Source organism: Guyparkeria halopsychrophila (assembly GCF_044582135.1).
Classification (GTDB): Bacteria; Pseudomonadota; Gammaproteobacteria; order Halothiobacillales; family Halothiobacillaceae; genus Guyparkeria.
The window spans coordinates 1-13,298 of sequence record NZ_JBDODP010000033.1; the positions used below are offsets into that span (position 1 = coordinate 1).

Sequence of the window (13,298 nt, forward strand, 5' to 3'; positions counted from 1 at the left end):
TGTCTTTAGGGGATTTGCCCAACCGAACAAGGTTCACTATCGACAAGCCAGCAATCGACAAGCCAGTGAACGTCCTATGGCTGTCGAACGGAGTGGCTATTCGCGCAGGGACGGCGTGAACGGGGAATGCGGGAAGGGACTGGTGGTCAGTCTCGCTTGAAGCGGGTAACCAGTTCGTGAAGCTCGGCGGCGATGCGTTCGAGATCGTGGATCTCCTCCGCGGCGGAGGCCGACTGGTCGAGGCTGGAGTTGGCCAGATCGGAGATGTTGTGCACCTGACGATCGATCTCGCCGGACACGGTCGCCTGTTCCTCGACGGCGGCGGCCATCGAGGTGGCCATGTCACGAATCTGCGCCACCGCCTCGGCCACACCGTTGAGCATTTCCTCCGACTCGCGCACGCGGTCGACCCCGGCCGTTGCCGCATCCCGACCCCGCCGGGCGACGGCCACCGATTCCTCGGCCTGCTGAGTCAAGGAGCCGATGATCTCGTGGATGTCACGGGTCGAATCCTGGGTCCGTCGCGCCAGGTCGCGTACCTCTTCGGCCACCACGGAAAAGCCGCGACCGTGCTCGCCGGCACGGGCGGCCTCGATGGCGGCGTTCAAGGCCAACAGATTCGTCTGCTGGGCAATCTGCTCGATGATGCCGGCGGCACTGGCGATCGCGCCGGTCTGGTTGGACACCCCTTCGACCGAATCACCGATGGCATTGACGGTCCCCTGCAGATCGACGATCGACTCGCGGGTGCGGGTGGACAGGTGTCGCCCCTCCTCGACCAGTTCCTGGGAGCGACTGGCCTCGTCCGCGGTGCGCTGGACATGCTCGGAGACGTCATTGATGGTGGTCGACATCTCGTGCATGGCCGCGGCGACCTGCTCGGTCTCGGCCTGCTGACGCGCAATTTCGTCCTTGGCCTTGGTGGACAGCCCCATGCTCACCGATGACTGGCGGCTGACCTGATCGGAGGCATCCTCGATCCGGGTCAGCACCGTGATCATGCGCGCCTGCTCGCTCCTGATCGACACCTTCAGGCGACCCAGCGCCCCCGCCTCATCGGTATAAGAGTTCACGGCCAGCGGATGGCTGAAGGCATGGGGCAACTGCTTGCTCAGGACCGAAATCAACTGCCGCTCGCGCAGACGCCCCATCACCCCGAACACCAGCCCCGTGGCGGCCAGCACGAGCAAGGCCGACTGCCCGTAACCGCCCGTCCACAGGCCCGCCGAGACGATCAGCCCCACCAGCCCGAGCACATCCTGACCGTGCAGGCGGAAACGACGCGCCCGGTATCCCCGCTGGTTGATACGCCGGTACAGGGGCGCGGCGCGCTGGATATCCTCGCGCGACGGGCAGGAGCGCACCGACTCGTAGCCAATCACCTCCCCGTATTCGGTAATCGGCGTGACATACGCATCGACCCAGTAATAGCCCCCATCCTTGGAGCGGTTCTTGACCAGACCCATCCAGGGCTGGCCGGCCTTGAGATGCTTCCACATCACCTCGTAGGCCGCCGGCGGCATGTCCGGGTGGCGCACGATGTTGTGGGGTTGGCCGATCAGCTCGTCACGCGAAAACCCACTGATCGCAATGAACGCCTCGTTGCAATACGTGATCCGCCCCTTGAGATCGGTGGTCGAGACCAGCCGCTCCCCGGGGGCGAAGGTGTGTTCGGTATCGGTAACGGGTAGGTTCTTGCGCATGACTCAATGACTACTTTGACGATGACTACGTGGAGGTGACGACTGCGGGACGCCAGAAACAGCCCGAAATAAATATTCGGCATATCATATATGAGATGATCGAGCCAACCGAGGAGAACTTTAGTGTTTTGAGGGGGTTTGCCCAGCTGAACAAGGTTCGCTATCGATAAGCCGGCAAACGATTGTCTAGGCGGGTGGCGATTGTGCCAGCCAGCCGCGTCCGATGCACCCCGTTTCCCGATTCTCCGGAACCCGGCAGGCTCCCCCGCCTCCAACCAGTCACGACAACCACGCAACCCGCCCATGACGGCAGACAGCCATCCGTGGAATCATCAGGTGGTTCGATTCGCGATCAACCAAGGGAGGATCCGCGATTGATCAAGGGAATGCCGATACAACGACGGCCGGGGCTCATCGCCGTGCTAGCACTGCTGCTGGCCGGCTGCGCCCTGCCGTCCTTGGAAGAACGCCACGTCAGCACCGCCATCACGCCGGCCGAGGCGCGGGCCACCCCGCTGGGCGACGCGCTTGCCCCGCAGAAGGCCGCCCATCCGGGCCATAGCGGGGTCTACCTGCTGTCCGATCCGGCCATGACCTTTGCCGCCTGGACGCACCTGGCGCGCACGGCCAAGCGCAGTCTCGATCTGCAGTACTACATCTGGCACGGCGATCTCTCCGGCACCCTGTTGTTGCGCGAACTGCTGAATGCCGCCAACCGGGGGGTACGCGTGCGGCTGCTGCTCGACGACCAGGGCACGACCCAACTCGATGACGAACTGGCTGCCCTGCATGACCACCCCAACATCGCCGTGCGCCTGTTCAACCCCTTCATGACGCGCGGTGCCCGCTGGATCGGCTTTGTCACCGACTTCGATCGGGCCAACCGTCGCATGCACAACAAGGTGATCATCGCCGACAATCAGGCCCTGATCAGCGGCGGGCGCAATATCGGCGACGGCTATTTCGGTTCGACCGACGGCTTTTTGTTCTCGGATCTCGACATACTCGCCGTGGGGCCGGTGGTCGAGGAGGTCTCGCGCGGTTTTGATCAATACTGGCAGAGTCGTTCGTCCTATCCCGTCGATCGCATCCTGCCCATCCCGAAAAAAGACGCGGCATCGAAAACGCGGGACACGCTCGACTTTGACGCCGATGCCATCACCCTCGATCCCCAGGCCGACGACCTGATGGTGGCGGTACGTGAGAACTACGTCATCGGCCAATTACTCAAAGGCGAACTCGGCCTCATCTGGGCACCAACCCGACTGGTCATCGATCCGCCCGCCAAGGGACTGGGGGAGCACGCACCGAACGACCTGATGACGCTGTCCATGCGCGAGGAGCTACGCTCCCCACGACGCTCGCTCGACATCATCTCTTCATTCTTCGTCCCCACGCCGACGCTCACCCACGACCTGATCACGCTCGCCGGCCAGGGGGTGCGGGTACGCGTGTTGACCAACTCGCTCAACGCCACCGACATGGCCCCGGCGCATACCGGATATGCCCGCTACCGCGTCGAGTTACTCGAGGGCGGAGTGGAATTGTTTGAAATGCGTCGTGACGCCGAACAGGAGCCAAGGCCCAACGACGCCATCCCCTATGGCAGTCCGGCGACCATCCTGCATACCAAGGCCATCGTGGTAGACGACGAGCAGGTATTCATCGGGTCCTACAACGTCGACCCCCGTTCGGTGTTGCTCAACACCGAACGGGGTTTCGTCATCGACAGCCCGGAACTGGCCCAGGCGATCAGCCATACCTTCGGCACCCTCGTGCCCAAGACGACCTATCAACTGGAACTGGAAGATGGCGACATCCGGTGGATCGAGCAAACGGACGACGAAATCATCCGACACACGATCGAACCGAATGTCGGACTATTCAAACGCGTGGTGACGTGGTTCTTCTCGCTGATGCCGATCGAGCGGATGCTTTAACAACCTCGCGGTAAGTCGTCCGGCTGCCCGCACGCCTTACCCCGCCGTGGCAATCACCCGGTAGGGACCGGGATGCCCGTGGCGGCCCGACTCGATCAACGCCAGCCGGTCGGCGTACCAGTGAACGGGGGTCTCGACCACCGATGCAGCCGGTGGTTGGGTAAAACGGCGCAGGGTCACATGCGGGACGAACGGCCAGGTATCGGCGCGCACCCCGCAGGCCAGACACAGCCCCCGCGCCTCGGCCGCAAGCCGTTCAATTTCCGCGGGCACTCATCTCCCACCGGTCCAGAAAGTCGCGAGGGTCCGGTGACCATCCGTCCTTCCGCTTCACCCTGTTCACCCTGACCGCCCTGGGCTTTCACCGGCCCCGGTCTCGTAGCCCTTGCCGACCGGCCGCTGCGGACGAGGGTCGATCGGCTTGACGCCGGCATGTCGTTTCCAGGCCATGCCCGGCGAGCCGGCCCCATCATGCCAGGCCGGTATGAGCCCCATGCAGGGCAGCGGTGCCGCCACCGACACAGAGGGACGGCGCGTGGCCGAGGGCGAGTACGGCTCGTTCAACCTCGGAAATGCCCCACTTCCCCCATCCCCAAGACCTTTCTGCCGCCCGACTAAGAGACGGCCACGTCTAGCCATGGTTTGGATTTGCATCGCTATGCATCCATGTGCAGAATGCGAACCGTTCTCGTTCCAATTGAGGTTTTTTGTCATGCCACGCATTGCACTACCAGTCGCCATCGCCGCCCTCCTCGTCGTCGGCTCCGCACAAGCCGAAACCCGAACGTTCGACCTGACGATCAAAGACCACCGCTTCCAACCCGAGGCCGTCACCATTCCGGCCGGCGAGAAGGTCAAGCTGATGATCCACAACCAGGACGCCACCCCGGAGGAGTTCGAGAGCTACGAGCTCAACCGCGAAAAGATCATTCCCGGCAACAGCAAGGCCGTGGTCTACGTCGGGCCGCTGGAACCCGGCGAGTATCCCTTTTTCGGCGAGTTCAACCAGGCCACCGCCCAGGGCCGCGTGATCGCCGAGTAACCCCAACCAACACTCCCCACCCGGGAAACACACAGGTGACGCATGTTCAGTACGGCAATCATCGTCTTCCGCGAAGTCCTCGAGGCGGCCCTGGTGGTCGCCGTTGTCCTGGCCGCCACGCAGGGACTTGCCCGTCGTAATCGCTGGATCGTCAGTGGCATCGCCGCCGGCCTGCTCGGATCGCTCCTGGTCGCCAGTCTCACCCAGGATATCTCGACGGCCTTCGAGGGCGTCGGTCAGGAGTTGTTCAACGCGACCATCCTGCTGACAGCAGTGGCCATGCTCGCCTGGCACAACATCTGGATGTCCCGACACGCCAGCCAGCTGGTCGCGCACCTGAGGCAGGTGGGCAGCAACGTCTCCAGCGGCCAGTTGCCGATCTACTTTCTCGCCACGGCCGTGGGTCTCGCCGTCCTGCGCGAGGGCTCGGAGGTGGTGCTGTTCACCCAGGGGCTGGCCGCCGGCGGCAGCGAGAGCCTGCCGATGCTTTGGGGCGCCCTGATCGGGCTGGGTGCCGGTCTGGTGCTCGGCGCCTTGATCTACTTCGGGCTGGTGCGCATTCCCACCCGTCACCTGTTCACCGTCACCGGCTGGCTGATCCTGCTGCTTGCCGCCGGCATGGCCGCCAGTGCGGCGGGCTTTCTCGCTCAGGCCGGCTGGCTGCCAGTGCAGCATCCCTTGTGGAACAGCTCCGATTTGCTCTCGCAGCACTCGGTCCCCGGCGAGATCCTGCACGTGCTGGTCGGCTATCAGGATCGCCCCACCGCCATCCAGCTGAGCGTCTATCTGACCACGCTGCTGCTGATCGCCCTCGGTATGCACCTGTCACGCCAGCGGGCACCGGCTATCAGCCGATAGTTTCATCAACCCACTGAAAAACCAGGAATGTCTCGCATGTTGAAAAAATCGCTGAGCGGCCTCGCCGCCATCACCACCCTCGCCTCCGGCACCGCCTTCGCCGGTGTCGACAAGGTCTATGCCCCCTATGTCGAGCAAGGCGAGGTCGAGCTCGAAGTGCGGGGCGTGCACGGCCTCGATTCGGGCGAGTACAAGACCAAGGTCGGCATCGGCTATGGCGTGACTTCGCGCTGGTTCGTCGAGGGCTACCTGATCGGCGAGAAGGAAGACGGTGATTTCGAGGTCGAGGAAGCCGAGATAGAGAACAAGTTCCAGCTCACCGAGCAGGGACAGTACTGGGCCGACTTCGGCCTGCTGATCGAACTGGAAAAGGCCTTCGACGAGGACGCCTGGGAGACCAAGGTCGGCCCGCTGGTCCAGAAGCAGTTCGGCAAGGTAGTCGCGACCGGCAACCTACTGTTCGAGAAGAAATTTGGCGGCGACGTCGTGGAAAGCGACTGGGAAACGCTCGGCTCGGCGCAGCTGAAATATCGTCTCAGCCCGAGTCTCGAGCCGGGCATCGAGTACTACGGCAGCGAGGACACGCAGGCGCTGGGCCCGGTCCTGATCGGCGCCAACCCGTTCGGCATGGAGCACGTCAAGTGGGAGGCCGGCCTGCTGTTCGGTCTGAACGAGGAGACCGAGGACAGCACCCTGCGCTGGCAGCTCGAATACGAGTTCTGATCGACCGCCCACGACTGAGGCTCAATCAAGGGCCGCCCGTCGGGCGGCCCTTTTCGTTCCCGCCGAACTCGCTCCGGGCCGCATCGCTCCAAGCCGCTTCGCTCCCCGAGAGGCGACGGACCGCGCGAGGATATCCAAGGGGGCGGGAAGACACGACTCGCCGAGGTGGTGCGGACAGGGCATCGATCCACTGGGTCACGCCGGAGCGGATCGCCGAGGAGGGATTCACTGTGTAGACGGGCGATCGGTAACGGCGCCACCCCCGTTTCCTGGTGCCGTGCGACGAGGACTCCGCCGGCAAGAGGCGCCGCGCCTGCCAAATCGAAAGTCACTTCTCCGGCCAGCGAGCCAGCAGACGATAAGGACCGGGGTGGCCATCGTTGCCTGATTCGACCAACACCAGCGTGTCGGCGAACCAGTGCATCGGCTCGTCGAGGTCGAGACACGTCGACGGTCGAGCAAACCGGCGCAGGGTCACATGCGGGACGAACGGCCGGGCATCGGCGCGCACCCCGCAGGCGAGGCACAGGCCGCGGGCCTCGGCCGCCAGCTGCTCGAGTGCCTCGGGCGCCCGCCTCGGGCCAATCCAGGTGACACGCGGACCGGCGAAATGCCCCAGACGATCGAGCACCAGCGGGATGGGCGAAAACGCCAGGAAATTTAACCGTTCAGCCAGGCAATCGGCCACGTCGATGCCGACGTTGCCGGGAAACGCCAGGGTCAGGTGCAGGTGGGCGGTGGGCACACCGCGACCGCGCGGCAATGAACGCGCCACGTGGTGCAATGCCGCGCGTGTCGCGTCATCCGGCCAGAGCGCGAGAAAGACCCGTCGGACCGGGTCCTCACGGTCCTCGCCGCCGTTTGCCAGCGAATCATTCACGTGCGGGGCCATCCAGCTGCTCACGCACCTCGGCGAGCAACTCGAACGAACGCACCCGGGCCGCATGATCGAAACTCGAGTTGGTCACCATCAGCTCGTCGACGCCCGCGCGCTCGACAAACGCCCCGATCTCCGCCTTGACCGTGTCCACCGAGCCGATCGCCGAGCAGGCCATGGTCTGCTCGACCACCGACCGCTCCAGACGCCCCAGCCGTTGCCGGTAGCCCTCGATCGGTGCCGGGATCGGGCCGGGCCGCCCCTGGCGCAGGGCGACGAAGGCCTGCTCCATCGAGCTGGCATGAAATCGGGCCTCGGCATCCGTCTGGGCCACGTAGGCATTGAACCCCGCCATGGCATAGGGCCGATCGAGAAATCGCGAGGGCCGGAAATGCCGGCGGTAATGCTCGAGCGCGCGCATCAGTTCACCGGGCGCGAAGTGCGAGGCGAACGCGTACGGCAGCCCCAGCGCGGCGGCCAATTGCGCACCGAACAGACTCGAGCCGAGAATCCAGACCGGCACCTTGCGTCCGGCACCCGGAATGGCGCGCACCGCTTGGCCGGGCTCGGGCGGATCGAACAGGGCCAGAATCTCGGCGACATCGTCGGGAAAGCGGTCGGGGTGACTGGCCGAGTCGCGCCGCAGGGCCCGCGCGGTGGTCTGATCGGTACCCGGCGCCCGCCCCAACCCCAGGTCAATGCGACCGGGAAAGAAGGCATCCAGGGTGCCGAACTGCTCGGCGATCACCAGTGGCGAATGATTCGGCAGCATGATCCCGCCGGCACCGACGCGAATGGTTCGAGTGTGGGCAGCAACCTGGCCGATGACCACGGCCGTCGCGGCACTGGCGATGCCCGGCATATTATGGTGCTCGGCCAGCCAGTAACGACGATAGCCCAGTTCATCGGCGCGGCGCGCCAGATCCACCGTGTTGGCCAGTGCCTTGACGGCATCGGCGTCCTCGGTGATGGGCGCGAGGTCAAGAATGGAAAAAGGAATCATGGTGGGGAGTGTAGCGGACCGAGCCCCGGCGACAGCGGGCCGGCGATTCGCCACCACGGCGTCGGCGCCAGTGGTTAATCCCTAACGAAGCTGACTGTCCTTCGATCCGCGGCGGTTGTAGGGCGAGGCCGTCTCCTGTGCCTCGTCCCGTTCGGCCTGACAGGCCACGCACAGCCGCACGCCCGGCACGGCCCGACGTCGCGCCTCGGGAATCGGCGCGCCACACTCCTCGCACTCCGCCAAGCTCTCGCCCGTCGAAAACTCGCTGCGCACCCGTTGCAGGGCATCCTCGACCGTGTCGTCGATCTGTGCCTGCTCGGCACCATCTTTCGCCCAACCACCAGCCATTTACCGACCTCCTCGATTCGCAAGCGACACAAGCGCACCCGGCCTAATGTCACACGAGCGTAGCCCTGCCTTCACGCCACGGCAACGTACGGCCGGCCATAGCCATCAAAAACGGCGCCCCGATTCGTCTGTTGCAGCGCGGACTCGACACGACCTCACGGAGTGATGAAAGCGGTGAGGTCTTCTATGCTGGCTCCGTGGCCGCACCCTCGGATTGAGCCACATCCGGCAGGCAACCGACACGACATCTAACCAGCATCCCACCATGTCCGACCCACGCTTTCTCTGCGATGAAATGCTGCAACGACTGGGGCGCTGGCTGCGCGCCGCCGGCTACGACACCGCCATCGCTACCCCGGGCAGCGAGGACCGTACCCTGGTCGCCCAGGCCCATGCCGAACAGCGCTGGCTGATTACCCGCGACCGTCACCTGGCCCGCTTTCGAAACGGTGACGGACGCGTCGTGCTGCTGAGCGCCAACGCGACCACCGAACTGGCCGCCGAACTTTCCAACCGATTTCAAATCGACTGGCTGCACCGCCCGTTCACCCGCTGCCTGGAGTGCAACACGCCCCTGGTCCCGGCCACGCCGGCGCAACTGGATCGCGTACCGAAAAGCGCCCTGGCGATCGCCCGGGAAGGCTGGTATTGCCCCACTTGCGACAAGGTTCTCTGGCGAGGCAGCCACGTGCGCCGGATGCGCCGCACGTTGGAGCATTTCGAGCGCGGTGAATGGGATATCCAGAGGGACTAGATCGCCCCAATCGATCAGGCGGCAGGCATTTGCGCCGACCGGGGCAGTTCCACGACAAAGCGCGTCAGCCCGTCCGCCGATTCCGCCCGGATCGTGCCGGAATGGGCGTGAATCAACGCCTGGGTGATGGCGAGCCCCAGCCCCACGCCCGTGGCCTCATCCCGACTCCGGGCGGGATCACCACGGTAGAAACGATCAAACAGGCGTGGCAGTTCCTCGGGCGGAATGGTCTCGCCGTCGTTCTCGACCGTTAGCTCGACCATCCCGTTTCGGTCATGGATGAACACCCCGACCTGACCGCCCGGCCGAGAGTGGCGCAGCGCATTGGACAGCAGGTTGCTCAGCGCCCGGCGCAGCATCAGACGGTTGCCGCGGATAACGGCTTTGCCCGACGAAAAAAGCGTTACCCCTTCCTCCTCGGCAAGCGCATCATAAAAATCGAGCAGATCGGCGATTTCCTCATGCAACCGAAGTTCCTGTGTCGATGGGATCGACACCCCGTTGTCCGTCTTGGCAAGAAACAGCATGTCACTGATCATCCGCGACAACCGGTCCAGCTCTTCGACGCTGGAGGCCAACACCTCCTGGTACTCACCAGAGCTACGCGAACGGCTCAAGGCAACCTGGGTCTGGGTGAGCAAATTGCTGACCGGCGTGCGCATTTCATGGGCAATATCCGAGGAGAAATTGGATAGTCGCCGAAAGGCCTCCTCAAGCCGGTCGAGCATGCAATTGAGCTCATGGGCAAGGCCGGTCAACTCTCGGGGCACCGAATCCTCCGGCAACCGCTGGCTTAGCTGACTGGCCGTGACAGCGGCGGCGCGCTGCTGGATCAGTCGCAGAGGCGACAACCCGCGACGGGCCGCCCACCAGCCCAGCAGACCACTTAACACGGTGGCAATCGGGATAAAGACAAACAGTGTGCGGCTGTAGCGATCCATGAATCGATCGTGATGATCGATGTTGATGGCAGCCGTCAAAATCAATGGATCAATGTCAGCCAGCTCGGGCTCGATTCGCTTGACGAGCCCCCGGTATTTAGACTGGCCAGTCTCCCAAGAAAATACACTGGGCGTTTCCCCCTCGCCCAGCGCACGGATCTTTTCGACGGGAAATGCGGTTTGCGATGATGACAGCAGCACGCTCCCGCCCGTCGTCTCGACAGACAACTGAAGCCCGGGGTCGCTACGAAACATTTCATCGACCGATTGTTGCAGGGCCGGTAGCTCCTCTTGGGCCGGCGGGCGCGCTAGAAGGCGTTCAAGCACCTCCACCTTGCTTTGCAGAATGCCGCGATCCATTTCCACGAAATGCCGTTCGACGGCCGCATGTAAGACCCAGGCAAGACCAATCAACACGGCTGACGACACCAGAACAAAGAGCAACGTCAGGCGCGTCGTGAGGGAGGCCGGGTGGTTCATGCTTCTCCCTCGACCTCCATGACATATCCCATACCGCGGATCGTGCGAATGAGACGGTTATCGAACGGCTCGTCCACCTTGCGACGCAACCGGCGCACCGCCACCTCGACCACGTTAGTGTCACTGTCGAAGTTCATGTCCCAGACCTGCGAGGCAATCAAGGACCGGGGCAGCACCTCCCCCTTCCTCCTCATGAACAATTCGAGCAAGGCGAATTCCTTGGCCGTGAGATCAATGCGCTGACCCGCCCGGGTCGCCCGATGGCCGAGCAAGTCAAGCTCCAGATCAGCCACTTTGAGTGTCGTGGACTCCGGCTCGCCGCGTCCCCGTCGAAGAAGGCTCCGGACCCTCGCCAACAACTCCGAGAAGGCGAACGGTTTTATCAGGTAATCGTCCGCACCCAGTTCGAGCCCACGCACCCGATCCTCTACCTGGTCACGCGCCGTCAGGAACAGCACCGGCACATCGCGACCGCCTCGCCGCAGGGTCTCGAGGATCTGCCAACCATCCATGCCGGGAAGCATGACGTCGAGAATGAGGAGGTCATGATCCTCCGTCAGAGCCATGTGTAGCCCCTCCACGCCGTCGGCCACCAGATCCACCGAGTATCCGGCCTCACTGAGGCCTTGCCTCAGATAGCTGCCCGTCTTGCGTTCGTCCTCGACGATCAAAACCTTCATACACATCTCCAGTCCGAGACAGACCGCCAGTTTGCCATTCGCCGCCCGGCGGCGCGTTCAGGTTACAGCGTTGTCATTTTCCGGTCAGGTTAACGACAAGGAATCGAACTACCCTTGGTGACGTACCTTATGAAGTCGAACCAGGGGAAATGAACCCATCGCACGCACCGTTCTCGAAAGCCTATGCTGGTCGGCTTCTCAGGAAAATAAGCAGCGGGCCACCGAAAACGATTGTTTAATCACGCGTTGTTGGAGAAAAAGAAATGGATCGTCGCCTCTTCCTCAAGAGCAGTCTCGCCGCCGCGACCACAACGGCTTTCGGCGCGACAGCCACAAAAGTAGCCTGGGCGCGCCCGAACGCTCGTCCCACCTTGCCGATGCCCGGCTTGCTCGATCTGACACAAACCGGCCGCCTTGACCTTGTGGCCCAACAAGGCCGCCACCGCTTTGGTCAAGACAGCGCACCCTCCTCGACGTTTGGCTACAACCAGGCCTACCTGGGACCGATCGTTCGCGCCAATCAAGGGCAGGAAATCGCGGCTCGCATTCTAAACGACCTCCGGGAGCCGCTCGCCACCCACTGGCATGGACTGATCGTCCCCGGCGAAGTGGACGGCGGCCCACACCAGGCAATCAACCCCGGCGAGGTTTGGGAGCCTATCCTTCCCATCGACCAACCGCCGTCCACCGCCTGGTTTCATGCCCATACCCATCCCCACACGGCCAGGCAGGTCTACTCCGGTCTGGCCGGCGTTTTCCAGATCAGCGATGGACGAGACGACGAGCGCGGCCTGCCCCACGAACACGGGGTCGACGATCTCACTCTGGTCCTGCAGGACCGGCGGTTCGATGAGGCCGGGCGCCTTTCCTACCGCCTGGGGATGTTCGACCGGATGCAAGGTTTCCGGGGAGATCAAATCGTGGTCAACGGCGCCCCGAACCCTCGATCAAGCGTGCCTCGTTCGATCGTGCGACTTCGGCTTTTGAACGGTTCGAACGCCCGCATTTATCACCTGCGTTTCGATGATGGCCGTCCGATGCATGTCATCGCCTCGGATTCCGGCTACTGGTCCGACGCGGTCCCGACCAACGAGCTTCGCCTGGCACCCGGCGAACGTTTTGAGGTACTGGTCGACTTTAGTGACGGGCGTGACGTCAGCCTGCTGACCGGGCCCGATCAAAACCGGGGAGGCCCCGGGATGATGGGCATGATGAGCAATATGCGCTCGTTCACCACGGGCTTCCTTGACGATGACCTGCCGATTCTTTCCTTCCATCCCGGTGGTCGCAAGGGCGCCATCGATCGCATGCCCGAGAAGATCGATGACGATCTCGGTCAACCCCCAACGAACTTCGCTCGCAAGCGACGGTTTTCTCTGGACATGATGCTCGGAGGCATGCCGATGGGGGGAGGCATGATGGGCAGAGGCGGTGCCGGGCCGACCATGGGGATCAACGGTCGGGCTTTCGACATGCAGCACATCAACGAGCAGGTATCCCTCGGCACCACGGAGCATTGGGTCATCGAGAGCGACATGATGATGCACCCATTCCATATCCACGGTGTTCGATTCCGGGTTCTGGCCGACGAGACCGGGCAAGCTCCGCGCCTGGAAAACCGTGGCTACAAGGACACCGTGCTGGTGGATGGCCGCGCCGAGGTCGCCGTGGAATTCACGCAGCCGGCCGCCCGGGAGACACCCCTCATGTACCACTGTCACATCCTGGAACACGAAGACGCCGGAATGATGGGCCACTTCAGCGTTTCCTGACTTTTGGGGCGGGGTTTGCCAAGGCGCGAGCGAAAGGTCCGCTGCCGGCGGGCAACCGACAGCCGCCGGCGTTATCGCGTATGACACCCAATGCAAGGGCTACCAACGGGAGGCAAGAATATGGATTACGGACATTTCATGGGGTTCGGAGGGGGCTTCATGTGGATCATCTGGCCT

13 protein-coding genes are annotated in these 13,298 nt (G+C 63.5%); 6 read left to right on the forward strand and 7 right to left on the reverse strand.

The window, feature by feature from the left end; all coding sequences use genetic code 11:
• Positions 1-146: 146 nt before the first annotated feature.
• Positions 147-1,703 (reverse strand): methyl-accepting chemotaxis protein, encoded by a 1,557-nt coding sequence (locus tag ABGV18_RS10960; RefSeq protein WP_396586058.1) that lies wholly within the window; start codon positions 1,701-1,703, stop codon positions 147-149.
• Between the two features lie 386 nt (positions 1,704-2,089).
• Here ABGV18_RS10960 and ABGV18_RS10965 point away from each other — a divergent pair, with 386 nt between their 5' ends.
• Complete coding sequence (locus tag ABGV18_RS10965; protein ID WP_396586059.1) at positions 2,090-3,643, forward strand: phospholipase D-like domain-containing protein; 1,554 nt, start codon at positions 2,090-2,092, stop codon at positions 3,641-3,643.
• Positions 3,644-3,679: 36 nt separating this feature from the next.
• Here ABGV18_RS10965 and ABGV18_RS10970 read toward each other — a convergent pair whose 3' ends face one another.
• Positions 3,680-3,916 carry a 2'-5' RNA ligase family protein gene (locus tag ABGV18_RS10970; RefSeq protein WP_396586060.1) on the reverse strand — a complete coding sequence of 79 codons (237 nt, stop codon included), beginning with the start codon at positions 3,914-3,916 and terminating at the stop codon, positions 3,680-3,682.
• Between the two features lie 439 nt (positions 3,917-4,355).
• On the opposite strand from ABGV18_RS10970, the gene ABGV18_RS10975 reads away from it, so the two are divergent.
• Genes ABGV18_RS10975 through ABGV18_RS10985 form a run of 3 tightly spaced genes read left to right on the forward strand, consistent with a single transcriptional unit; the run spans position 4,356 to position 6,266 of the window.
• The gene (locus ABGV18_RS10975; protein WP_396586061.1) at positions 4,356-4,685 is read left to right on the forward strand and encodes a cupredoxin domain-containing protein; all 330 of its coding nucleotides are present in this window, start codon (positions 4,356-4,358) and stop codon (positions 4,683-4,685) included.
• 42 nt (positions 4,686-4,727) lie between these two features.
• Entirely contained in the window at positions 4,728-5,543 is an 816-nt protein-coding gene (locus tag ABGV18_RS10980) for an FTR1 family protein (protein ID WP_396586062.1), read from the forward strand.
• 36 nt (positions 5,544-5,579) lie between these two features.
• Positions 5,580-6,266, forward strand: coding sequence for a hypothetical protein (locus tag ABGV18_RS10985; protein ID WP_396586063.1), 687 nt, complete (start codon positions 5,580-5,582; stop codon positions 6,264-6,266).
• Positions 6,267-6,594: 328 nt separating this feature from the next.
• Here the strand turns inward: ABGV18_RS10985 and thpR are convergent, their stop codons facing one another.
• From thpR to ABGV18_RS11000, 3 genes are all read right to left on the reverse strand, one after another.
• Positions 6,595-7,146 (reverse strand): RNA 2',3'-cyclic phosphodiesterase, encoded by a 552-nt coding sequence (thpR, locus tag ABGV18_RS10990; RefSeq protein ID WP_396586064.1) that lies wholly within the window; start codon positions 7,144-7,146, stop codon positions 6,595-6,597.
• The gene (locus ABGV18_RS10995; protein ID WP_396586065.1) at positions 7,139-8,146 is read right to left on the reverse strand and encodes an MsnO8 family LLM class oxidoreductase; all 1,008 of its coding nucleotides are present in this window, start codon (positions 8,144-8,146) and stop codon (positions 7,139-7,141) included. Before ABGV18_RS10995 ends, thpR begins: the two co-directional genes overlap by 8 nt.
• Positions 8,147-8,227: 81 nt before the next feature.
• Positions 8,228-8,494 (reverse strand): DksA/TraR family C4-type zinc finger protein, encoded by a 267-nt coding sequence (locus ABGV18_RS11000; RefSeq protein ID WP_396586066.1) that lies wholly within the window; start codon positions 8,492-8,494, stop codon positions 8,228-8,230.
• A gap of 265 nt (positions 8,495-8,759) precedes the next feature.
• On the opposite strand from ABGV18_RS11000, the gene ABGV18_RS11005 reads away from it, so the two are divergent.
• Positions 8,760-9,248 carry a Mut7-C RNAse domain-containing protein gene (locus tag ABGV18_RS11005; RefSeq protein WP_396586067.1) on the forward strand — a complete coding sequence of 163 codons (489 nt, stop codon included), beginning with the start codon at positions 8,760-8,762 and terminating at the stop codon, positions 9,246-9,248.
• Positions 9,249-9,262: 14 nt separating this feature from the next.
• Here the strand turns inward: ABGV18_RS11005 and ABGV18_RS11010 are convergent, their stop codons facing one another.
• Together ABGV18_RS11010 and ABGV18_RS11015 are read right to left on the reverse strand one after the other, a co-directional pair.
• On the reverse strand, positions 9,263-10,669 hold the full coding sequence (locus ABGV18_RS11010) for a heavy metal sensor histidine kinase (RefSeq protein ID WP_396586068.1): 1,407 nt from the start codon (positions 10,667-10,669) through the stop codon (positions 9,263-9,265).
• Entirely contained in the window at positions 10,666-11,349 is a 684-nt protein-coding gene (locus tag ABGV18_RS11015) for a heavy metal response regulator transcription factor (RefSeq protein WP_396586069.1), read from the reverse strand. Before ABGV18_RS11015 ends, ABGV18_RS11010 begins: the two co-directional genes overlap by 4 nt.
• Before the next feature lie 263 nt (positions 11,350-11,612).
• Here ABGV18_RS11015 and ABGV18_RS11020 point away from each other — a divergent pair, with 263 nt between their 5' ends.
• Positions 11,613-13,121 (forward strand): multicopper oxidase domain-containing protein, encoded by a 1,509-nt coding sequence (locus ABGV18_RS11020; RefSeq protein WP_396586070.1) that lies wholly within the window; start codon positions 11,613-11,615, stop codon positions 13,119-13,121.
• Positions 13,122-13,298 lie beyond the last annotated feature (177 nt).

Coding starts and splice junctions, on each gene's coding strand:
- ABGV18_RS10975 (WP_396586061.1), top strand. CDS start 4,356: ATGCCACGCATTGCACTACCAGTCGCCATCGCCGCCCTCCTCGTCGTC.
- ABGV18_RS10960 (WP_396586058.1), bottom strand. CDS start 1,703: ATGCGCAAGAACCTACCCGTTACCGATACCGAACACACCTTCGCCCCC.
- ABGV18_RS10980 (WP_396586062.1), top strand. CDS start 4,728: ATGTTCAGTACGGCAATCATCGTCTTCCGCGAAGTCCTCGAGGCGGCC.
- ABGV18_RS11010 (WP_396586068.1), bottom strand. CDS start 10,669: ATGAACCACCCGGCCTCCCTCACGACGCGCCTGACGTTGCTCTTTGTT.
- ABGV18_RS11005 (WP_396586067.1), top strand. CDS start 8,760: ATGTCCGACCCACGCTTTCTCTGCGATGAAATGCTGCAACGACTGGGG.
- ABGV18_RS10965 (WP_396586059.1), top strand. CDS start 2,090: ATGCCGATACAACGACGGCCGGGGCTCATCGCCGTGCTAGCACTGCTG.
- ABGV18_RS11020 (WP_396586070.1), top strand. CDS start 11,613: ATGGATCGTCGCCTCTTCCTCAAGAGCAGTCTCGCCGCCGCGACCACA.
- ABGV18_RS10985 (WP_396586063.1), top strand. CDS start 5,580: ATGTTGAAAAAATCGCTGAGCGGCCTCGCCGCCATCACCACCCTCGCC.
- ABGV18_RS11000 (WP_396586066.1), bottom strand. CDS start 8,494: ATGGCTGGTGGTTGGGCGAAAGATGGTGCCGAGCAGGCACAGATCGAC.
- ABGV18_RS10995 (WP_396586065.1), bottom strand. CDS start 8,146: ATGATTCCTTTTTCCATTCTTGACCTCGCGCCCATCACCGAGGACGCC.
- ABGV18_RS11015 (WP_396586069.1), bottom strand. CDS start 11,349: ATGAAGGTTTTGATCGTCGAGGACGAACGCAAGACGGGCAGCTATCTG.